The organism is Peribacillus sp. QJM3NY_7 (assembly GCF_056173225.1).
This window is the reverse complement of record NZ_CM149663.1, coordinates 2,147,110-2,170,227: the sequence shown is the minus strand read 5'-3', so window position 1 is coordinate 2,170,227 and position 23,118 is coordinate 2,147,110. Positions and strand designations below refer to the sequence as shown.

The 23,118-nt window shown below is 39.6% G+C and carries 20 protein-coding genes and 1 pseudogene; 3 read left to right on the top strand and 18 right to left on the bottom strand.

What is annotated here, in order from left to right; genetic code table 11:
* The first annotated feature begins 126 nt into the window (after positions 1-126).
* From AC0VX1_RS10435 to AC0VX1_RS10425, 3 genes and pseudogenes are all read left to right on the top strand, one after another.
* Positions 127-1,761, top strand: a complete 1,635-nt coding sequence (locus AC0VX1_RS10435; protein WP_475471098.1) for an acetolactate synthase large subunit — start codon at positions 127-129, stop codon at positions 1,759-1,761.
* Between the two features lie 27 nt (positions 1,762-1,788).
* Entirely contained in the window at positions 1,789-3,222 is a 1,434-nt protein-coding gene (locus tag AC0VX1_RS10430) for an aldehyde dehydrogenase family protein (protein ID WP_413011296.1), read from the top strand.
* A gap of 262 nt (positions 3,223-3,484) precedes the next feature.
* Positions 3,485-4,473: pseudogene (locus AC0VX1_RS10425) on the top strand (CobW family GTP-binding protein).
* 115 nt (positions 4,474-4,588) lie between these two features.
* Here the strand turns inward: AC0VX1_RS10425 and AC0VX1_RS10420 are convergent.
* From AC0VX1_RS10420 to AC0VX1_RS10335, 18 genes are all read right to left on the bottom strand, one after another.
* The gene (locus AC0VX1_RS10420) at positions 4,589-5,383 is read right to left on the bottom strand and encodes an amidohydrolase family protein (protein WP_475471096.1); all 795 of its coding nucleotides are present in this window, start codon (positions 5,381-5,383) and stop codon (positions 4,589-4,591) included.
* A gap of 524 nt (positions 5,384-5,907) precedes the next feature.
* Positions 5,908-6,066: a hypothetical protein gene (locus tag AC0VX1_RS10415; RefSeq protein WP_156324934.1), complete on the bottom strand. Its 159-nt coding sequence runs from the start codon at positions 6,064-6,066 to the stop codon at positions 5,908-5,910.
* A 741-nt stretch (positions 6,067-6,807) separates the two neighbouring features.
* Positions 6,808-8,127 (bottom strand): MFS transporter, encoded by a 1,320-nt coding sequence (locus tag AC0VX1_RS10410; protein ID WP_413004173.1) that lies wholly within the window; start codon positions 8,125-8,127, stop codon positions 6,808-6,810.
* A gap of 663 nt (positions 8,128-8,790) precedes the next feature.
* Positions 8,791-9,597: a sugar phosphate isomerase/epimerase family protein gene (locus AC0VX1_RS10405; protein WP_413024118.1), complete on the bottom strand. Its 807-nt coding sequence runs from the start codon at positions 9,595-9,597 to the stop codon at positions 8,791-8,793.
* Positions 9,598-9,618: 21 nt separating this feature from the next.
* Positions 9,619-10,965 carry an MFS transporter gene (locus AC0VX1_RS10400; protein ID WP_413024117.1) on the bottom strand — a complete coding sequence of 449 codons (1,347 nt, stop codon included), beginning with the start codon at positions 10,963-10,965 and terminating at the stop codon, positions 9,619-9,621.
* A gap of 209 nt (positions 10,966-11,174) precedes the next feature.
* Positions 11,175-12,542, bottom strand: coding sequence for an MFS transporter (locus tag AC0VX1_RS10395; protein ID WP_475471093.1), 1,368 nt, complete (start codon positions 12,540-12,542; stop codon positions 11,175-11,177).
* A 229-nt stretch (positions 12,543-12,771) separates the two neighbouring features.
* On the bottom strand, positions 12,772-13,584 hold the full coding sequence (locus AC0VX1_RS10390; protein ID WP_048687696.1) for a dioxygenase family protein: 813 nt from the start codon (positions 13,582-13,584) through the stop codon (positions 12,772-12,774).
* A gap of 28 nt (positions 13,585-13,612) precedes the next feature.
* On the bottom strand, positions 13,613-14,806 hold the full coding sequence (locus AC0VX1_RS10385; RefSeq protein ID WP_475471091.1) for a thiolase family protein: 1,194 nt from the start codon (positions 14,804-14,806) through the stop codon (positions 13,613-13,615).
* A gap of 4 nt (positions 14,807-14,810) precedes the next feature.
* The gene (locus AC0VX1_RS10380) at positions 14,811-15,149 is read right to left on the bottom strand and encodes a DUF3870 domain-containing protein (protein WP_048687694.1); all 339 of its coding nucleotides are present in this window, start codon (positions 15,147-15,149) and stop codon (positions 14,811-14,813) included.
* A gap of 75 nt (positions 15,150-15,224) precedes the next feature.
* On the bottom strand, positions 15,225-16,340 hold the full coding sequence (locus tag AC0VX1_RS10375) for a muconate cycloisomerase family protein (protein WP_377420765.1): 1,116 nt from the start codon (positions 16,338-16,340) through the stop codon (positions 15,225-15,227).
* A 20-nt stretch (positions 16,341-16,360) separates the two neighbouring features.
* A complete protein-coding gene (locus AC0VX1_RS10370) occupies positions 16,361-16,993 on the bottom strand; it encodes a 3-oxoacid CoA-transferase subunit B (RefSeq protein ID WP_098865449.1) in 633 nt (210 codons plus the stop codon).
* Positions 16,986-17,675 (bottom strand): CoA transferase subunit A, encoded by a 690-nt coding sequence (locus AC0VX1_RS10365; protein WP_413004140.1) that lies wholly within the window; start codon positions 17,673-17,675, stop codon positions 16,986-16,988. The genes AC0VX1_RS10370 and AC0VX1_RS10365 overlap by 8 nt, the downstream gene beginning before the upstream one ends.
* A 21-nt stretch (positions 17,676-17,696) precedes the next feature.
* A complete protein-coding gene (locus tag AC0VX1_RS10360) occupies positions 17,697-18,416 on the bottom strand; it encodes a carboxymuconolactone decarboxylase family protein (protein ID WP_475471088.1) in 720 nt (239 codons plus the stop codon).
* A gap of 14 nt (positions 18,417-18,430) precedes the next feature.
* A complete protein-coding gene (locus AC0VX1_RS10355) occupies positions 18,431-19,117 on the bottom strand; it encodes a cyclase family protein (protein ID WP_475471086.1) in 687 nt (228 codons plus the stop codon).
* A 241-nt stretch (positions 19,118-19,358) separates the two neighbouring features.
* Positions 19,359-20,192 carry an alpha/beta fold hydrolase gene (locus tag AC0VX1_RS10350; protein WP_475471084.1) on the bottom strand — a complete coding sequence of 278 codons (834 nt, stop codon included), beginning with the start codon at positions 20,190-20,192 and terminating at the stop codon, positions 19,359-19,361.
* A gap of 276 nt (positions 20,193-20,468) precedes the next feature.
* Entirely contained in the window at positions 20,469-20,930 is a 462-nt protein-coding gene (locus AC0VX1_RS10345; protein WP_098936086.1) for a pyridoxamine 5'-phosphate oxidase family protein, read from the bottom strand.
* A gap of 34 nt (positions 20,931-20,964) precedes the next feature.
* Positions 20,965-21,540, bottom strand: a complete 576-nt coding sequence (locus AC0VX1_RS10340; protein ID WP_230136163.1) for a non-oxidative hydroxyarylic acid decarboxylases subunit B — start codon at positions 21,538-21,540, stop codon at positions 20,965-20,967.
* 36 nt (positions 21,541-21,576) lie between these two features.
* Entirely contained in the window at positions 21,577-23,064 is a 1,488-nt protein-coding gene (locus tag AC0VX1_RS10335) for a UbiD family decarboxylase domain-containing protein (protein WP_475471082.1), read from the bottom strand.
* Between the last annotated feature and the right edge of the window lie 54 nt (positions 23,065-23,118).

Here is a 23,118-nt window from a genome sequence, read left to right as displayed (position 1 = left end):
TATTCCCCCTCCTAGTTTAGAGACGCAAATGCTCGAAATGGTTTTTAATACACGCAAGTACATAATTTCTTGGGGGCAAAGCCAACATATAAGGAAAGAAATTGAAATGGTCGAGGAGGGAATAATTTGAAGGCATCTGATTTGTTTGTAAGATGTTTAGAGAATGAAGGGGTACAATATATTTTTGGGATACCTGGTGAGGAAAATACGGATCTTATTGATTCTCTAATAAGCTCTGATATTGAATTTATCTTGGTTCATCATGAACAAGCTGCAGCTTTTATGGCAGACATCTATGGCCGGCTAACTGGGAAGCCAGGCGTCTGCTTGGGCACATTGGGACCGGGTGCAACCAATTTATTGACAGGGATAGGAAGTGCTTATCTGGATTATTCCCCTGTTGTCGCGATTACAGGTCAGGCGGGCCTTGATCGCATTCATAAAGAGTCGCATCAGTATGTGGACATTATTGGCGTTTTCGAGGAAGTAACGAAATGGAATCAACAAATTAAGGTGCCGCATACGATTCCGGAAATTATCCGTAAAGCATTTAAAACGGCTGTCATTGAAAAGCCGGGAGCTGTTCATATAGAACTTCCGGAAGATGTGGCGATGATGGATACAGAAGGGGAACCTCTTCCGGTTACACCGATGCCTAGATCCCGCCCAGCCGAGGAAGAAATCAAAAAAGCCTTCGAATTAATAAATCGCGCTAAAAAGCCTATCATTCTAGCTGGTAATGGCGTGATCCGCGATGGAGCTTCTGAGGTTTTGCGGAAATTTGCAGAAGAGAAGCAAATTCCCGTTGTGAATTCATTCATGGCTAAAGGAGTTTTACCTTCCGACCATCCATTGTCCCTTTTTACAGTAGGGATGCAAGCAAGGGATTATGTTCTATGCGGATTTGATTTGGCCGATCTTATTATCACCGTCGGGTATGATTTCGTCGAGTATTTGCCAAAGTATTGGAACGATGAGGCAATGAATCCGATTGTTCATATTGATGCTCGACCTGCCGAGATTGATGCTTATTACCCCGTTCAAGCAGAATTGGTCGGGAACGTTACGGAGGCACTTGAAGCCTTGACGACTGGTGTAGCAAAAAAAGAACTTTGGCCAGAGGTGAAAAGGTTAAGGTCCCAAATCATTGAAAAATTTCATTCTTCGGATGATGTATCAGGAAGCCCTATCATCCCTCAGCGAATCATTGCCGATTTGAAAAGGGCGGAAAAGGGTAATGCCATTGTCATTTCAGATGTGGGTGCCCATAAATTATGGATTGCCCGGATGTATCAGCCGGAAATCCCAAACCACACGATCATTTCTAATGGCTTTGCATCGATGGGAATTGCCATTCCCGGTGCGATTGCAGCCAAATTGGCAAAGCCTGATAAACCTGTCATTGCGGTTACAGGGGATGGTGGCTTCCTGATGAATGGAGTTGAATTGGCAACGGCAAAACGTCTAGGTCTTACCTTCGTGATAGTCATTTTCCATGATTCTAAATACGGCCTAATTGAGTGGAAACAATTGAATAAATTTGATCGTACGAATGCGATTGAATTTACAGATCCAGACTTTTTAGGGTTCGCAAAAAGTTTTGGGGTTAAAGGTGTGAAAGTAACCCACTCCGATGAATTGCTACCTGCATTAGAAGAAGCGCTTTCGAGTCAGGAAATTGTCTTGATTGATGTGGATGTCGATTATTCGGAAAATGTAAAGCTCTCGAAAACACTAGGTGATTATATTTGTAAATTATAAAGGCAGATATTATTGGAGGGATTTCAGATGAAGAAAAAGTGGCAATTGTGGATCGGTGGTAAATGGCGGGAGGCTAAATCATATGAGCCATTATATAATCCCCATTCAAACGAAGAAATTGCACAAATCGGACAGGCTGAGCCAGCGGATGCCATTGAAGCGATTGTTGAGGCAAATGCTGCTTTTCAGAAATACCGATCCTACCCGGCTCATGCACGAGCAGAAATTTTATTTAAAGCTGCAGCAATCATGGAAGAACGCAGTGAAGAACTTGCAAGAATCATTTCTCTGGAGGCGGCGAAAACGATTCGAAATGCTCGTGAAGAAATGAATCGTACGGTTCAGACCTATCGTTTCGCTGCAGAAGCTTCAAAGAACAATTATGGAGAACAAATCCCGATGGATGCGGCAGTTGGTGGGGTAAACCGTTTTGGCTTCACGGTTCGCACCCCGATTGGCGTCGTCACCGCGATTACCCCATTTAATTTTCCCTTTAATCTGGTTGCCCATAAAGTGGGTCCAGCTATTGCCGCTGGTAATTCGATTGTGTTAAAACCTGCCGAACAAACCCCATTGAGTTCACTGGTTCTTGCCGATATTTTTAAAGAAGCCGGGTTGCCAGATGGAGTATTGAACATCATACCTGGCAAAGGCGATGTTTTAAGTGAAGCCTTGACGACCCATCCACATGTAAAAAAAGTGACGTTCACAGGCAGTGTTGAGGTCGGACACCTTATCCAGCAGCAGGCAGGCTTCCGTAAGCTTACACTTGAACTCGGGTCCAATTCCCCTTTCATCATTGATGAAGGAGTCGACATCGATCAAATTATTCAAAGAAGTGTAATGGGTTCATTTACGAATAATGGGCAGGTGTGCATCTCGATTCAACGGATTTATGTCCACAAATCACTATACCAACAATTTTTAGAACGTTTCGTCAGTGCCACAAAACAGCTTGTCATCGGTTCACCTCTCGAGGAAAATACAAATATTACAGCGGTGATTTCAAAAAAATCATTGGAGCGGTTACAAAGTTGGATTGATGAGGCAGTACAGGAAGGAGCAAAAATTGAGTGCGGCGGTACAGTAGAAGGCAATGTACTATTGCCTACCGTTTTAACCAATGTAAATCGTGACTCAAAGGTATTTCGTTTCGAAGTATTTGGTCCGATTGTCTGCATTTTCCCTTTCGATACGCTGGATGATGCCATCAATGATGCAAATGATTCGCGTTACGGCTTGAACTCAGGAGTGATGACTCCGAGTATAGAACGAGCTTTTTATGCGGCGGAACGCTTGGAAACAGGTGGAGTCGTAATCAATGATATCCCAACTTACCGAATTGATAATATGCCTTATGGCGGCTGGAAGGACAGCGGTGTTGGCCGGGAAGGCGTCAAATATGCGATGCAGGAAATGATGGAGCAGAAGTTTATCAGCTTTAAAATAAGCGACCATTGAGGAATATTAACCCGTGGTAAATGATGAGAGGGCGATATCTTAAGGATATCGTCTTCTTGTTTTGTCGTACATTAATGTTTTTAATGTGGATGCCTCTCCTTTCGTCGATTCACTCCTTGCTAATGAGGATTATACAGAAAAAGTAAGCCACTCATTCCTTGGGGATAGTTTTGTACGCGCAGAAGGAGTCGTTGCCGGGGTAACAAAAGACAAGGAAAAAGTAATTAGAGTATCAAAAATAAAATAAATGGAGAGAAAAAATATGACTTTGATAGAAACAAACAAAATCCCGGTCACCATTCTGACTGGCTATTTAGGTGCAGGTAAAACAACGCTTTTAAATCGGATCCTAACAGAAAAGCACAATCAAAAGATCGCGGTTATCGTTAATGATTATGGAGAAGTTGGAATAGACAACCAGTTAGTAGTTGATGCTGATGAGGAAATCTTGGAAATGAACAATGGTTGCATCTGTTGTACGGTTCGTGGGATTTAATTCGCATCCTACGAACTCTGGTTTTTTCAAGTGAACAGGGGCAGACAAAATTCAATCGTGTTTTGATTGAGACAACGGGGTTAGCTGATCCGGCACCTGTTGCCCAGACCTTTTTTATGGATGAATTACTATCCGAAAAATTCGAAGTGGACAGTATTGTCACTGTCGTGGAGAGCAAGCATGTTACAAAGCATTTGGATAGTCATGATGAGGTACAAGAGCAAATTGCTTTCGCTGATGTGATTATTCTAAATAAAACGGATTTAGTATCTGGTGACGACCTGAATACGTTGGAGCGAAGACTTATCAACATGAATCCTGCAGCTAAGAGAATGCATGCTCAAAATTGCAATATTAATTTAAGAGATATTTTAGGAATTAATACGTTCGATGTGAATCGCAAGCTAGAAATTGACCCTCATTTCTTAGAAGATCATCACCATCACCATCATGATGATAAGGTATCATCGATTGCCTTTCGTGAAGAAAAGCCACTCGATTTCGATAAGATAAATGAATGGATGAGTTACCTCGTTCAAGAAAAAGGGGAAGATTTATTACGGTATAAGGGAATTCTTCATATACAAGGAATCCAACAACGAATAGTATTCCAGGGACTTCATATGATATTTTCAGGAAGACCAGATCGGAAATGGAAAGACAGTGAAACAAGACTAAGTGAACTTGTTTTTATTGGAAAGGACCTAAATAAAGATGAGTTAGAACAGCAATTTAAAAATTGCATAGCAAACTAACAGAAAGAACCCGATGTAGAGATTAACTGATAATTTTCAGTTAATCTCTACATTCACAATGAAAAGGGAACTTCCTTACCCCACTTGCTAACTGATCTATTGATAGAGTTTTGAATTAATCAATCAATGCTAAAAAGTTTTTTCCAAGTATATATTCCTTTTGGTTATCAGGAATTTGAAGTGAATCAACCCAACTTTTCTTTGTCAAATAGTCATATTCATTAAATTTTTTCATTCCATATGGTCCGTCGCAGCCATAAAGAACTTTACGATACCCTAAAGATTCCACTGCCTTCTTTACAATAAATGGATTAAGGTAATCACTTGAGGTATCAACAAATACATTAGGTTGATTCTTGACGTAGTTCCATAGTTTTTTCCAAAAAGGAAGGCCTGCGTGAGCATAAATTAATTTAAGTTTAGGGTAATTTTCAGGTAAGTATTTATAGGAGTCTGGTTCGGAAGATAGATGAATAATCATGGGAATGCCTTTTGTTTCACACATTGCTGCAACTGGATCAAGTGCCTTAATACTATATTCATGCATGAATGGGTGGGCTTTCACCCCAATAAAACCAGGTTTATTAAGATATAATTCTACTTCTTCCACTGATACATGAATCAAAGGGTTAACTGCTACCCAGCCTAGAAACCGGTCTGGAAATCGATAAATTGCAGTAGCAACAATATCATTGTCCGGCTTGGTGAAAATCTTGTATGAATTTCCATAAAGTTTCAAATATCCATCCTTTACTAGACCATCATAAATTCCGAGCCCAATTTGAGGTACATTTAGAATTAGAAAACGGAATAAGTGTTGTAAACCTTGTTGAAAAATGCTATCCAATTCAAACATTGTTCCGTTCATGGGGGCAATTAGCGCTGTTTTGGTTACATCATTTTTATCCATACCCTCTATCATTTTTTCTAGAGTCAACATTGTTTCATCCACATGAAAATGGCAATCAATAATCATTTTAATCCTCCCCTTCGAATTACTATCTTAATTGTATGATCAAACCACTTAACAGTATCACCATCCATACCCCGAACTAACCTGCCTCTTTAGTACCTATAGAAAAAAAGTTGCCCATGCAACTCCCTACTAATTTAAGAAAAAACCCTTAGATTAAGTCATGAAGTTGGTTTTTATCTTAAATGGTTTTGTATAAAAATATTCTACTAATGCCTTAATCTCACGGCTTTCGGCTCGTTCGATATAGCGGCAGTAGCTATAAATGGTAGAGGAACCTACCGAATTCAAGCGAAGCATGAGTCATACAGGTAGTCGTTAGCGCATCATTTAATACCGAAGCGAAGCGACACGACATGTAAGGAAGCGGTTCATTCCTTTCTGTACAGTCTATAGAGCTACTGCACGTAATGTTCAATAAGAAAAAACGTCCATACTTTATTCTTAAAACAAGAAAATATTTATTCCATCATCTTCCTCATATTCTGAATCTCTATATTAATCTTCCGTATTTGCTTGTCAATTTCATCAATTTGAAGGTCAGTGGCTCCTTGTTTTCTTTTTTCCAACAGTTCATCCCGTAATCTTTTTAAAAAAACCACTCTACCTAACAAGCCCATCCCAACCCCACCTTTGTTTATAAATTCCTTTAACTAAAGAGGACTAGCATAATTTTTTTACCTTTCTGGACCATTGCCTCACATTCTTTTTCCCCATTCATTTTTCCTTTATAACTAATCACTTCAATTAAAAACTCTTTTCTGAGATTTAGACAGACTTAATGGAAGGTATTTTTATAAAAATATAATTGGTAATGAAAAAAAAAGCAATTAGCATGTCAGGTTTAATAACATAGTTTCATTGACCATATTAATCAACTAATATATTTTGTGGTTTAACTAGTACAATCAAGCCTTTTTAGTATCCAGCAAATCATATCGACGGTGGGATAATTCTTATTTTTAAATGCACTTTATCCCTAACTGAAAATGGAAATATGCTTACTTTTAACACTCAAAAGTGGAAATTATAAAGCATCGCAGAAAGAACAAGGTGATACCCCGAAATTTTAAAAAAGCATTTTAATTCCTGCCTAATGCTTATAAAAAAATGAGCTGTTCGTAAATATGTACTTTTACGAACAGTAGCAACAATGCTATACTTCCCATCTCGGAAATTCCTTTTCCGCATAATAGCCAAGATATAAGGAATTGTAGAACAACCTCCAAAATAAATCTTTCTTTCTATGTAAATATTGAATATTAAAAAGACTCATAACAATTTCCGATGAAGTATAATTTACCACCCATGGAGATCTGTCATGAGCTTTCAACATCTCTTTTTCACTGTAAAAATGGCATTTATTCATTATCCGATATTTCAATCCTTTTAACATCGCCTACAATGAAGATGTATGATAAAGCTCCAATTAAGGCAACTACACCTACGAAAACAATGGCCCCATTGAATGAATTAGTTGCGCTCAAAATTATTCCAATGACGATAGGCGTAACAATTGCTGATAAGTTTCCTGCAAAATTAAATATCCCGCCCGCTAAGCCGACTAGCTCTTTTGGAGCCATATCTGAAACTAGAGTCCATGTTATGGCTGACATTCCTTGGGAAAAGAATGCGAACGACATAACCGCGATAACCAAAGCAATAGACGTTGTATAGTTGGCCAGTATTATTGTACAAGCACCCAACAATCCAAGGATAATGGGGGTTTTACGTGCAACACCAACGGACACTCCACGTTTTACCATTTTATCTGACCAAAAACCACCTACAAGCACACCAATCCCTGCAGCAATGTATGGAATAGAACCAATAAAGCCAGCTTTTAGCAAAGTAATCCCTTTTTCTTGAACAAGATAGCTGGGAAACCACGTGAGAAAGAAGTAAAGAGTTGATGCAACGGCAAACTGTCCAATATAGATTCCCCAGAATTGACGATGCTTAAAAAGATGCCGTGCCTTTGACCAATTAATTTTTTGACCTTGACCAGCGCTATCGGCTAGTCCACCTCCTTCACGTATATAATCCATTTCTTCCTTGTTAATATACTTACTGTCCTTCGGATCCTTGTAAAACTTGTACCAAACTAAAGCAAAAATCAATCCAATTATACCTGTCACGATAAAGATTGAATGCCAGCCGAAAGAGGACAATAGCCAAAATAGAAAAGGAGTTGCGATTGCTAACCCTACATATTCACCTGCTGTGTAAACACCAGTAGCTAGTGCGCGTTCACTTTGTGGAAACCAAGAGGCGACAACACGGCTGTTTGCAGGAAAGGCAGGTGATTCTGCAAATCCAAGGCCAAGGCGCAGTCCGAATAAGGTCCCGAAGTTTTTGGCAAACCCTTGTAGAAGAGTAAAAAGTGAAAACAATAAAAGAGATATGCCATATACCACCCGAGGGCCAAAACGATCGGTTAGCCATCCACCGGGAACTTGCATGAACGCGTATGTCCAACCAAAGGCAGAAAGAATTAGCCCTAACATAGCTGGATCTAATCCCAGATCATCTTGAATAGCAGAAGCGGCTACTGCCATGTTTGTACGATCAAGATAGTTTATTGCAGTTCCAAAAAACAAAAGGGAAAGAATCATAAATCTAGCACGAGATGGTTTTCTATGTTTAATGGATATAGAAACATTTTCATTTTCTACCTTCAATGGATTACTCATAGTTAATCCTCCTTAAGATTTTCCTTTTTAAAAACCTGAAGTCTTCCCTTCTGCTGGATGATCCTATATACTCATTTTTGGGTCATAACGCTCTTGAACTAAACCTAATCAATTAATTGAGTAAGTATCTTATTATAATGGATCAAATTTACCGGTGATTTTATTAATTTATGGAGTTCAAATAAAACGCTTACATCCCTAGATAGGAAACAGTTTATTATTCTTTTTTACAACCTTGAGCCTTGCTAATAAGGGCACCATACATAAATTTTAAATTGATTACAGAAGAGGCTACTGCCATGTTGAAGTTAGCCCTAATTCTTGCTGAAGAGTGGTACCTGACACACCAGGTTCTCTCGGTCCATATAGTTGATAGTGCCGCACACAACCATTTTACAATACCCCAGAGATTTGATTAAAACACAATTATAATGAAAAGCCACCAAATACGGCAGCTTTCACTAAATACTTCAATTGTTCAATTATTTTAGCATCATAAGAGCTGTCAATTATGCAGCTCCCATGTACCGGTGGAATCCTTTTTAAATCCATTTGTCGCGGTTCTTTCCATAGAGAATTCGGAATCGTCCAAAATCATTTAAATAAAAATTGAAATGCCCTAATAATCTTCATGTAAAATACGAGAAGTAATCAATATGTCAGTTGTTGTTTCCATTGTTCTATTGAGGCAAGCAAGTTTGGCATTCCTTCCTGGCCGAAATACTCGAGAGAAACAAAGCCAGTATAATTTCGCTTTCTCAATTCTTCAAGTAAACGAAGATTGTCAACGTCCCCACTAAAAATGGGTGCTGGTTTGTTTTTATAACGCTCTTTATGATTGTAGTGATAATTTTTTAAATGTACATGGCTGACATGGGGGAAGGTGGATTCCAATACCTCCTTCGGATTCAATTGATCAACGTATAAGTTAGCACCATCGAAAATCAGTTTTATCCGTGGATGGTTGATATCTTCTAAAAGCTTATGAATGGCTTCGAGGTTATCGGCAAAAGAGTCATAGTGAATTTCTATTGCTACATCCACTCCATATAGATCAGCCATTTGCCCTAATTTATTTAATTCGGTAGCCGTTTCCGACCATTGCTCTGGTGAGGCATTCCTTGATGCAATATGGCCTGCGAATGTCCGTATTAATGGGCAGTTTAATTGATGAGCCATATCTAACAATTTTCTTGCTTGATTGATTTCGTTTTGATGTTCTTTTTGGTTCCATAGTTTCGAAAAAGTCGTATATCCACTTATGGAAGGTATTTGTAGATCATTGGTTTCAAGTAATTTGGCTAATTTGTCCAGTGGTCCGTGCTTCTCCTGAAATCGCTCTATATGCTTATTCCATAATTCAAGTCCTTTAACATCCGCTTGCAAAGGAAGCAGCCAATTTATTATTTCCTCTATGTCCCATTCTTTAAATCCTGTCGTGCATAAACTCAGTTTCAATGTAATTCCGCCTTTCTCCATTTATTTTTTCATTGTGATTTCTATCCGCTGGACTTTTCCGATAAGAAAGATATAAGCAAAAGCGCCAATTAGGGCCACTACGGATATGAAGGTTAGCGCCGCTGCATAAGAATGTGTCGCACTAATGATTAAACCGACGATTAACGGCGATAAAGCCCCGCCAATGTTAGCTACGAAATATAGTGAGGAGCCCGTTAGGCCCACCATTCCTTTCGGCGCAATATCAGCTAAAAGGGCACCGGTAACTGTTGATGCCATCCCCTGTCCAAAAAATGCTATCGCCATAAAGGTGATGACTATGTTTGGTGAATCCGTATAATTTCCCCCAAGAATCAAACAAGACAATAACAATCCGACTATAATGGGAAGTTTACGTGCCAATCCTGTTGATATACCGCGAGTCAGCATCCAATCGGAACATCGGCCGCCAATGAGAGTTCCTAATATGGCTACAATGTATGGGATACTCGCATAAATTCCAGTTTTTAACATCGTCATTCCCTTTTCATCAATCAAATAGGATGGAAACCAAGTCATAAAGAAAAACAAAGTGGTTTGAATGGAAAATTGCCCGATGAACATTCCCCAAATTTGACGGTGTTTAAGCAGTTGGCCTATTCGTTTCCAGGAGAAAGGATGCTTCTCTTCAGTACCGATCATTCCTCCGCCTTCTTTGATATAATTTAGCTCTTCCTGAGAAATCCGCTTATGTTCCCTAGGGTTCCTATAGAATCCATACCAAACAAATCCAATAAGGACCCCAATAATTCCGGCGATATAAAACAGGTAATTCCAGCCAAAAGTTATGATGATCCAAGTAAAAACTGGAGTCAGGAAGGCTAACCCAATATATTGGGTACCCGTATAAATCCCTACAGCAGTGGCACGTTCTTTTTTAGGAAACCACTCGGATACACACCAGGCATTAGTAGGTATGGAGGGAGATTCAAAGGCACCAAGCCCTATGCGATATGTTATCAGTGACGATATATTTTTCGCGGTTCCTACCATGAATGTAAATACAGACCATAAAATCAGGGAAACCGTGTAAACCTTCCTAGGACCGAATTTATCAAGAAAATAGCCGCTGAATAGCATCGAAAAGGTATAGCTCCAGCCAAATACGGAAAATATGATTCCCATCAAAGCCGGATCAATATGTAAATCGGATTGAATATTCGGAGCTGCAAGCGAAATGATGGCACGGTCAATGTAATTAATACAAGTGACTAAAGCAATGAGAGATAAGATGAACCATCGAACAGTTCTCGGTTTTCCTTTTTTTGATCCGTCCGTTACCGGTTCCGATGTGCGATCGTCTATTATTGCCTTTAATTCTGAGCTCAATATTTTTCCCCCTAACCTAATGCCCAATATTAGTACATCGTTCTACTAATTCTATTGAAATTTCATAAATACTTGTATGTTTCCTGCAATTACTTATCAATCTGAGTTTAATATTTTCAAGAGCAGCCCCTAGGAACATTGACAACAGATCCCCTTGTTGCAAAGATAAACAACCAAGGGGATTATTTTTTGAATTGTGAATCATTTCTTCAGATAGTTTCAGTCTTCTCTGATTCTACCTCTTCAGTGTCCTCCTTGACTACCCTGTCAAAAGATCCATGTTTTTCTTGGACCAGAATATAACCGACCGCAGCGATGATACTTGGCAGGGCAAATGTAGCAAAAGCCACCTTCGGATCCATGCCTGTTGATAGAAGAAAGGCAATTAAAGTAGGAGCGAGAATGGAACCAATCCTGCCTATAGCTTGCGAATAGCCCATTCCCGTCGTACGGATTTCACGGGGGTAATATTCTGTGATATACGGATTGGCTAAGTTCATGGCACCAACAGTACATGCACCCCCCATAAAAATAAGTAAATATACTCCGATGGTATTAGTCGTAGCGCTCAATGCGACAAAGGTAACGGCCCCTAAAAAGAATAGTGTAACAAGAATTTTACGATGCCCAATTTTCCCCGCATAATAACCGCCGATTAATGAGCCTCCTATTTGACCAAGGCATAAAACCAGGTTAAATGATAGGCTTGAGGTGATACTGAATCCGGAATCCTGCATCATTTTTGGAAGCCATGTATTTAATCCGTAAGCCATCATCAATGTACAGAACACAGCCATCCATATGGAAATCGTGCTGAATGCCCGTTTATTCGTGAATAATTTTTTTACTGGAGATCCTTTCCCCCTCTGTTCAGCTTCACTATACCTGAAATCGTCAGTTTCTTTAAAATCCCCTTCTGGTTTGACCTTATTAAGGATTTCAACAACCTTACCAAATTCCTTTTTTGCTAGATAGTAGGAAAGGGATTCAGGAAACTGCTTCATGAATATTGGAAGTGTAAGTAATGGCAAAATCCCAATAAAGTATAATACACGCCAATCCGTATAAGGAATGATATACATTCCCACTAACGATGCTATGATTCCGCCGATTGAATAGCCACAATACATCGCAGCTACAATGATGGCCCGATTTTGTTTTGGGGAATATTCAGTCATTAGCGATATAACATTCGGCATCAAAGCTCCCATGCCTATTGCCGCTATGAAACGCATGACGGTAAACCATGTAAGGTTGGGTGCAATCCCTGCCCCCAAGGTAAATACGCTGAACAAAATCATGCAAATGACGAGAACATTCTTCCGGCCAAATTTATCTGCGATCGGTGCTAAAATCAGGGCCCCCATCATCATGCCGAATAAGGAATAACTGCCGACTGCCCCTGCCTGAATGGAAGTTAGATCCCACTCTTCCATCATCCAAGGCAAACCCACACCATACATCGCAATATCATACCCGTCGAAAGCTATGGCATAAAAACACCAAAGAAAAACAAGTAAATGAAAGCGGTTAAATTTACTGACAGCAATGATATCCGAAGCAATTACACTACGCATTTTCCGCCTCCCATCATTTTAAAAATATCCGTTACGAATTTATTTTTCCGAGTTCCAAAATAGGAACTCGGAAAGTTTTCAAAAAATCAGATAATGAAGATTGGAATTGTTCAACAAACCATCTTTTTTATTTTTATTACCCACTTAGACACTTTCGTTTAAAAGATATATTTACTAAGGAAACTACCCTTTTTTTCTAGATTCTTTGCTTTCATATTCTTAGCGAAGATTAGTTTTTTACAACAGCTTTATTGAAAACAGGTTTATCTTGCAATCTTAGTTCAAAATCTAAATGAGCCGTATAATAATCATTTTTCAATCCTTTTTCTGCACCTGAATGTTTTTCTAACTTCGTAATTAAGCTTCCGCGAACACCTTGTGCAACATCATTTTCTAAATATTCATCGCCCTCGAAATATATTTGCGTTACTAATCTATCGCCATTTTCCGGTTGGAACAGGAGGTGTAAATGTGCTGGACGAAATGCATGATGATCGATCCACTTTAAGAATTGTCCGGAAGGTCCATCTGTTGGAATTGAATAATTACCCGGTACAACTGTTTTTATTTCAAAATTACCATTCGCATCCGTATAAAAAACACCACGTAAATTATCATTTGGAATACCTTCAGCGAAATAGGAGTATTCACCATTTGCATCAGCCTGCCACATATCGATTTTGGTATTTGCCAACGGATTTCCATTAACATCTTTAACAGATCCTGAAAAGTAAAGGGCGTCACCTGGTTCATTTTCTCGTTGTGGCAGCATTCCGGGATTTTGAACGACTGGCGTATTTTCAATGTAATATGGTCCTAGAATAGTAGGTTCCGTTCCTTTTACGCTTTTATACATTTCCTGAAGTGCATGCGTTTCAAAGAAAACATCCATAAATAACGGAATTTCCCCAGCCCTGCCTAATTGATCCATCCAATCAACAAGAGCTTGATAGTCATTATGATCTATTTCATATTCACTAACTAATTCCTTGAATTTAACTACCAATCCGTTATAAACGTCGATTACTTTTTGATTCTTCATAATACTTCCTCCAATTTTTATAAAGTTTTTATATTTGTTGATTTTCAATGATGGTACTGATTCCTAATCCACCTGCTATACATAGTGTGACTAGCCCATATCTTTTTCCGGTTCTTTCTAACTCATGTATTAATTTGGTTGCTAAAATTGCACCAGTGGCACCAATTGGATGTCCCATGGCAATGGCACCGCCGTTAGGATTCACCTTATTCATATCAAGTTTCAATTCTTTGATAACTGCCAAAGCTTGCGCAGAAAAGGCTTCGTTCAGTTCTATTAAATCAATATCATCCAGTTTCAGCCCTGACATTTGAAGCGCTTTCAAGGTAGAGTTGACAGGCCCCAGCCCCATGAAATTCGGTGATACGCCTGCTGCCGCTTGAGCGATCACTCTTGCTTTCGGCTTTTTACCATGCCTTTTTGCCGCTTCTTCCGACATTAGTATCAGAGCGGATGCACCATCATTTCTTCCACTGCTATTTCCAGCGGTCACCGTTCCATTTTTCTTGAAAACCGGTTTTAAATCAGCCAACTTTTCCAGACTGGTTTCTCTTGGGTGCTCATCCACATTAAATTCCATTAACCCTTTTTTCGTTTTGATTTGATAGGGAACGATCTCTTTCGTGAATATTTCAGTGGAAATTGCGCGTCTTGCATTTTCTTGGCTCCTTAAAGCGAATTCATCTTGTTCAGTCCTTGAAATGGAATATTTTTCAGCCAGATTTTCTGCTGTCAATCCCATCGTTAACATTCCGTAATCTTCAACAGGCTGTGAACCGGGCTGGCTTTCCGTATTCGGGTCCAATAACTGTCCATTCCCTGATTTCAATCCAAAACGGATATTTCTCATATAGTATGGGGCCGTGCTCATTGATTCCGCTCCGCCTGCAATGATTACATCTCCTAATCCGCTTTGTATTTGTTGACTGGCAGAATTGATTGCCTGGATGCCGGATCCGCATTGTCTGTGTACGGTATAACCTGGTACTTCCACAGGAAATCCTGCCCGGAGTGATGCAACTCTTGCCAAATTCGACGCGTCTGAACTTTGTTTGGCTTGTCCCATGATCACTTCATCAATACTCTCTTTAGGAATATCCGCTCTCTTGATCACTTCATCAAGGACAGCAGCTGCCAGGAAATCGGCAGGAACATTTTCCAATGCTCCCCCTAATTTCCCTATAGCGGTGCGAACCGAGTCTATAATAACTGCATTGCTCAATTTTCTACCTCCTGCTATTTTTATTTCTTTCTTCTAAACTATCCTTATATCTCTGGTGAGCTATTTTCAGGGCAACAATCACCGACTGCTGCGATGGAGCTAAAAAGTCCGTTTTAATATTCTCTATTAAAGAATCAATATCCTTACTAAAATCAAAACCAACTATCATTCGCTTAAAAAAATCCTGGGCCAATGTTGTTAAAAACGTAAATTCTGCATTAATGATGATGTGACTTTCCTTGTGAATTTCCAATACCATCCCAGCGTATTTATAATTTTCATACATGCTCGTATTTTGTGGCGCCTTCGCATAGGCGGTGATTAATAATGTTGGCTGTCCCATATAAAACTACATCCTCTCAAGATTACTTGCATAAACTAGTGGGTTTTCCATAATCCCCTTTCCAGTTTATATTAATTAAAGACCTCTTGAAAAATGTTTTACTTTTTCCATATCTATCTCCATGCCAAATCCTGGACCATCCGGGATGATTATTTCATAATTCTCATATTTTATTTCGTTTAGCGTAATATTTTCTTTAAAAAGTAACGGACCAAATAATTCAGTACCGAATTCAAATTTGGGAATGGTTGAATAAAGTTGGGCACAAATGGCCGTGCCTAGTGATGATTCAATCATCGTTCCTCCATACAAACCAAAACCTACACCTTCAGCAATTGCAGCCACCTTTTTCGTTTGGGTCATCCCGCCATGTTTACATATTTTCAAGGCGAATGAATTACCTGCTCTATGTTTAGCTATTTGAAATGAATCTTGTAAAGAATTCAATGACTCATCGGCCATGATCGGGACCTTAAAACGATCGGTCAATCTTGACATCCCTTCATTATCCCAAGCTGGCAGCGGCTGTTCGACCATGGAAACCCCGCCTTCCTGTAAGGCTTCAATGCAATACGTAGCCGTTGTTTCATCCCATGCCTGATTAACATCAACCGTAATGCGTGCTTGATCTCCCACGGCTTCAATAATTTTCAATACATGCTCCACATTCTTATATGGATTCCCTTTGCCAATTTTCAATTTAAAGATATTATGACGTTTTTTGTGTAAGGATTCTTTCGCTTCTTCGATATCTTTATTCGTATCCCCACTTGCCAAAGTCCATGCCACCGGCAATGATTTATGAATTTGTCCACCGAATAATTCATAAGCAGGGATGTTTCTCCTTCTGGCTACCAAATCCACCATGGCTGATTCAACGACAGCCTTCGCAAAATTATTTCCTCTAACATTGAGTGAAACTTCATGCATGATTTTGTCATAATGGACGGGGTTTTTACCAATGATAAGCGGGGCGATATATGTATCAATATTCACTTTTATCGCCTCTGGCGTCCCCTCACCATATGAAGCCCCGCCTATTGTCGCCACCTCTGCCCAACCTTCCGCGCCTTCTTCATCCATGACACGGGCAAGAATGATCGTTTGTTCCACGATCGTATGCATGGCAAGCTGATGAGGACGAATTGTGGGTAAATCAATAATGTATACTTCTACTGAACGTATTTTCATTTAATCCACCTTTTTAACATTTAATAGATAAAATCCGCTTCTGTTTTTGCTCTTACTTCTTCGATCGTTACACCGGGCATCAATTCAATCAATTTCAACTGTTTGTCAATAACTTCAAAGACAGCCAACTCGGTGATGATCATGTCAACGCTTCTAGTGGAAGTAATCGGGTAGGTGCATTTCTTTAAAACTTTACTTTTACCTTCCTTACTTGTATGTGTCATGGTCACGATCACTTTTTTGGCGCCAACCAACAGGTCCATCGCTCCTCCAACACCCATGATATTCTTGCCTGGTACCGCCCAATTTGCAATTTCACCGGTTTGACCTACCTGCAAAACACCTAAGATGGCAACATCAATGTGACCTCCACGGATCATTGCAAACGATTCTGCACTATTAAAGAATGATGCCCCAATTGATTGCGCTACTGGTAACTTGCCCGCATTGACTAAATTGGGATCGATTTCATCTTCCTCTACATCAGCAACTCCCAATAATCCATTTTCCGTATGGAAAAAAACATTTTCATCATCAATGTACTTTGCAACCAAGGTCGGAATCCCGATTCCAAGGTTCACTATACAAGGACCCGTCAATTCTTTTGCCGCGCGTCTTGCTATCATATTTTGCATGAATTCTTTGTCACCCATAATCTTTCACACCTTCCTTCGTCAGGATTTTCTTTGCCTTAATGATTCCATCGACGAATAGATGCGGTGTTACAATCTCTTCTGGCGAAAGTTCTCCAGGTTCAACTATCTCATCCACTTCTGCAATTACGACATCTGCAGCCGTTGCCATAGCAGGATTAAAGTTTCGAGCCGTTTTATAATAAACAAGATTACCAAGTGTATCTGCCTTCCACGCCCTGATTAAAGCTACATTTGCTCTTATGGCAGGTTCAAAAATATATGTAGCCCCATTTATTTCCCTTTCTTCTTTTCCTTTAGCTAAATCGGTCCCTACACCCGTTTTCGTATAGTAACCGCCTATGCCTGCACCGCCAGCACGAATGGATTCAGCTAATGTTCCCTGTGGTAGTAGTTCTAACTCTATTTCGCCACGTTGGTAAAACTCCCCAATTTCACGATTGCTTGTAAAATAAGAACCGATCGCTTTGTTTATTTTCTTCTGGCTTAGGAGAGCTCCCAGACCTTTCCCTTTCTCGCCTAAATTGTTGCTGATTACGGTTAAGCCTGCTACATCCTTTTTGGCCAATCCATCTATTAACGTAAGAGGGGCCCCGATCAAGCCAAATCCACCTACCATTAATGTATGACCATTCTTCACACAAGATAAAGCTGCCTCTATATCTTGATGTACTTTCGTCATGTTTTCCCCACCAATCTCACGTTACTTATTTTCAATCAATGAATCGCTTGCCTCAAACCAAGCAGGTATTCCAGCAGTCAATAAGCAAATGAGGCCCACTTCCGCTAATTGTACTTCCGAAGCTCCATTTACCCTTGCCGCCTCCATCCATTCCCCAACCTGTTTCCCTTTTAATTCTGTAATGAATATTCCTGTCATAAGGATATGTTTTAGCCTTTTTGATACAGCTGAGTCACTTAATATATAATCTTTAAGGGAGTTTTGGTCTTCCGATTTAACCAGTTTCAAAACATTCGAGACGAATCCCGTTTCCTCATCACCTAATAACTCAATCATATACAACAGGATTTCTTCTGTTGTTTCTTTATGGCCACTTCCTTCAGGATATCGAATCCCTTTAAGTTCAAGGGCATATTCCAATGACTTTATCCCAGTTTTTAATGCCTTAGTTCCGTTATATAAGTATGAAACTATTAGGTATTCCGCCAGTTCCGGTAATGTTGCTCCACCATCCATTGCCCCTTTTGTATGGTAAACCATACTCCGTTCATACAACCTTGCAGCATTCATACCGACCAGTAATATATCTTTCTCCTTCTTCGTCAAGGCTCCCTCTTGCATGATGTTACTGCGCAAGTTGGTATAGTGATCAAGTGCATTAGGGCTATAATCGTGCATTTTTTGTACCCAGCCTGGTACAACATCATATACTTCCTTGAAATACAATAATCCTTCGCTCATTCGTTTGCACCTCTTTAAATTAATTGAGAGTCAAGTATCGATAGTGCTCTAATAGGTGAAGCTGTTGAATTTTTTAGTTTTAAAGGGATCCCGAAGAAAAGAAAACGGGAATGCTTGGGTAATTTTTCGAGATTCACTAGATTTTCAACGATATATATATCATTCTTCAGTAATTTTTGATGAATTCCGCTTTCTGAATCCTGGTTCAAATCGGCATTGGGCAAATCCAACCCGACAATATGTATTTGCTTCTCAATTAACCATTGGGCCACACTATCATCTAATGCCTGTGCTTCAAAAAAGCCTTCTTCCCCCCAGGACTTCCCCCATGTCCTGATGAGGACGATATCGTCTTTTTCAACATATACTCCCTGCCGGCGTTCCGCTTCTTCAAGTAAATCTTTCGTAACAGGTTCATGTGCCGCTTTTAACAAGCTTACATCCAGTATGAGGGCATCCCCAAACATATTCTTCAGATTGATGTTTTCAACCGACTCCCCGTTTTCTGAGTAACGTGGAGCCACACCGACATGTGTCCCACTATGGTCAGAAAAAGAAATCAACTTGGAACGGCAGCCTTTAGGATGTGAATCAGATTTCCCCTCATGTTCAAGAGGTTCATCTTTAATGCCTATTGCAGGTAAATCTTTATCCGTAACTAGACCATCATAAAGTTCCAATGTTAAATCAATGATTTTCAACGGTAAAACCCCCAAATTCATTAAGCGTTTACATTATCACGACAAAAATGGCTACCCTAAACATTACTATCAATAATTGACAGCAGGTGTTTAAGGTAGCCAGTTGTTCACTAGTTGTTATTAAAAAAGGTTATTTTTTAATAGCTAATGAATAGGCAATAATCAAGTTTATTATATATTCATAATATTACACTATTTTCTGTTAATTTCAATATTTTTTTAAAAAATATCTTCAAAAAAATCAAATTCTTTTTAAGAAAGACTTTATCTCTTTGTTGATCTCCGCCCTATTTTCAAACACCATTGTATAGTGGTTACAAGTTGAAACGCTCGTTTCAATATCAGGTGTATATTTCTTCGTATCATCATAGGCTTCTTCATAAAATAAAGGGGGAAAATCCCCTATTTCCCCACTGGCATACACTAATAACGTTTTACAGGAAATTAGTCGACAAACCTCTTTAGGGACAAAAGAATAAAAACTATCGAAATCTCTAAGAACGCTGTCTTCTGTTGATTTATTCTCCCAATGACCATCCACTTCATGTACCTCATACTCCGCTACACTTTGCAGATGATCCGTCCATTTGATACCCAAACGGCTATAGATTTCCTTAATTTCTGCAATATAGCTTTCTTGAGATTCATATTCTTTACTTAATCGGCCTAGAGAAGGTTGTACGATGTCCCTTTGTTGTTGAGAGCAATTGGCCGCACCATCCAATAATATCAGGGCCTTTACCGAGGTTAATTTGCTGGCTACAACGCTTGAGATGAAGGCTCCCATTGAATACCCGATCAAGATCGGGTTATTAATCTTTAATTCTTGAATTAACTCAATTACATCTTCTGCATGTTTAAAAAGAGAAGACTGTACATCTGCCCTCGAACTATTTCCCCTCCCTCTCAAGTCAATCGAGATGACTCTGTACTCGCCCTTTAACATTTCTGCATAATAATGCATTTGCTTATGATTACCCGTTAAACCATGTATGGCGATGATTGGCCCTTTCTCTCCAGGATAATCTGCAATTTGAATTCTTTTGTTCCCCAATTCCTTTACATACATTTCCATAGTGACATTCCCCATTTCATGATTATTAACATAAACCAGCCAGCATATTTAATAAAAAAAGCTATCTTAACTTCACCATCAAGGTAACTTGATCGAGAAATTAAGATAGCCAGTCAGTTCATTAATTTTCATTAAAAAAGGGCTTTTTTTAATGGTTAATGAATAGGCAAGTTATAAATACATGTAATGATTCCATTTTACATGAAGTTCGGATTTTTACAATTATTATTTGATAATTTAGATTTCCCAGTAACTTAAAGTCGATGTCTGGGGTTTTTATTGAAGGAGGTCCTCTACGGTCTCACTCCAACGTTCAACAACTTCTTTAGGGTTTTTCAAGTCGATTTTAATTCCAGAGGTTATTTCAGCGTACTTAGCCATATCCTCCCGTGCCTCTATTATTTTGGCGTGGAATCTTTCTCTTTTGTATTGGGCATTTGGCAGCTCTTTTAATCTCTCTAATGAGAGTCTGATATATTGTGCTTTACCTTTCCAAAACAAAACCAGTGTAGCTTTATGGGTACGAATGACATTGGCAGTAGTCGAAGTATCCGGCCATAGGCCAATCCTTAATTCCTTCCTGCTTATCGCTACGATCTCACCTACGCTTATCATTGCAGTATGCGGCCATCCTTCTTCACTTACCGTCAACAGCATCATGGCTTCATGCTGCTTGTCGACAAGCTCTTTACCATTTAACAAGTCAAAAACTTCTACTGACATTTCCATACCATTCATTTCCCACCTTTTTCCCTACTTCACTAGCAATCCGTTATATTTTGGTGCGATATTTCATTCCGTCCCACCGTTTCGCACCGTGAGTATCGATTTCAAATTGATCTAACGCCCTATAAGCAAGGTGGTCAATGATATCGTTAACATTCTCAGGATGATTATAGAACGCTGGCATCGGAGGGAATATAATAGTCCCCATTTTGGAAAGCGCCGTCATATTCTCTAAATGAATCGTATTCAGAGGGGTTTCTCTAGTCATTAGTAATAATTTTTTTCTTTCCTTCAACATGACGTCAGCAGATCGCGTTAATAAATTATCCGCTAGTCCCATGCGAATGGAAGCTAGCGTTTTCATACTGCAAGGTGCTACGATCATGCCATCAATCCGGTAAGATCCACTTGATATTCTTGCTGCTTGATCTTTGTAGGAATAGGTATGATCAGCTAATCCCTCCACGTCTTTAACAGAATAAGATGTTTCATGTTGAATGGTCGCATGTGCCCAAGGGGACATGATTAAATGGGTCTCCACTTCACTGCTTTTTAGCATTTGAAGAATCCTAATTCCAAAAATGGCTCCAGTCGCTCCTGTTATCCCAACAATGATTTTCATTAACTCCCCTCCTTACATTAGTCATTGAATCGAAACTTATGAATTGGAAAATCCAGGAACAAACCGACTTAGATCCACCTCTTTAAATTCAGACCTTTTAAATTCATCTTTTAAATGAAATGGTACTGTACAGTCAAATATGGTTTTACAGGAAATACCCTTTTCATGAATGGTAGGGCTGTATGCGGGATCTTGTGAAGGATCTAACGGGTGACAGCGCACCCCAGGAATGAAGACCGTATCAACATCACCTTGGTAACGAGTATTTAACGCCCATAAAACATCATTGCTATCGAAGGGATCCACATCTTCATCCACGATAAATACATGCTTCAGTTCAGAAAAGGCAGAGAACGCCAATAGTGCAGCTTGTCTTTGGCGCCCTTCATCACTTGGCTGACTTTTCTTGAATTGAAGAACAGCCATGTATTTACCTCCCCCTGAAGTATGGGCATAAACGTTCAATAATTTTCCTGGCATGGCCTTTTCCACCATTTGCAGAATGCTTGCTTCAGTTGGAATGCCAGCCATATTCACATGTTCTTCACTTGGTCCAATAACTGTTTGCATGATTGGATTGACACGATGCGTAACAGCTTTCACCTTGATTAGAGGCAGTTCCGCAACAGCGGAACCTGTATAACCAGGGAATTCTGGCATTGCTTTTCCCGTATTGGTGTTTTGATCTTCCCGAACACGTACCCCGGGAACCAATTCCCCTTCTATTACATATTCAGCATTCGCGATAGCCTTTTCATCTATCGTCAAGCATTGGACCAATTCTACCGCCTCTTTCCTGATCGCCCCTGCAACACTCAACTCATTAAAGCCAAGGGGAGTCGTTGGCGCTTCAAAACAAGCAGCGACTTCAATTGCAGGGTCAACACCGATACTAATGGAAATGGGTAACGGTTTTCCTGCTTTTTCAGCCTTTTCACGAAAAACTTCCAAATGACGTCCAGGAACAAAATACATGGTCATCTCATCTTTACTTTGTAAACATAAACGATGTATCGTTATATCAGATTCACCCGTTTCTGAATCGGAGGCATAGCACATGCCTATCGTGATATACGGGCCTGCATCTTCCTCTGTATTCGTAGGCGCAGGTATTAATTTTCTAATATCGAAATCCGGATCTTCTGCATAGTGAACCACTTCTTGAGCTTTCGCTTTATCATTTGAAATGGTGATTGGATCAATTGGATTTTTTACAGCTTCATTTAAAAGGAATCCCAGTCGCTCCGGTTTTGTATCCAGCATGAGGCCGACTCTTTCCCTGCTGGCTAAAAGTCCGATCACCACGCTTGAATCTTCATGTCCCAATACATGATTGAAAACCATTGCAGGTCCGATTTTTGTTGGACGCATTACTGTTCCGCCAGCACCGACATGACGATAAACCCCAGATAATTCAGCATGAGGATTGACTGGTTCATCCGTTTCAATCAATTGTCCTGGAATGGATTTCAGGAGTTCCAATGCAGAACGTAAATCTGTCACTTTGTTCATTTTTTCAGACATAAAAAATCCCCCTATCACTTCATGATCTGTATCTTATGTATCATTTAAATTCAA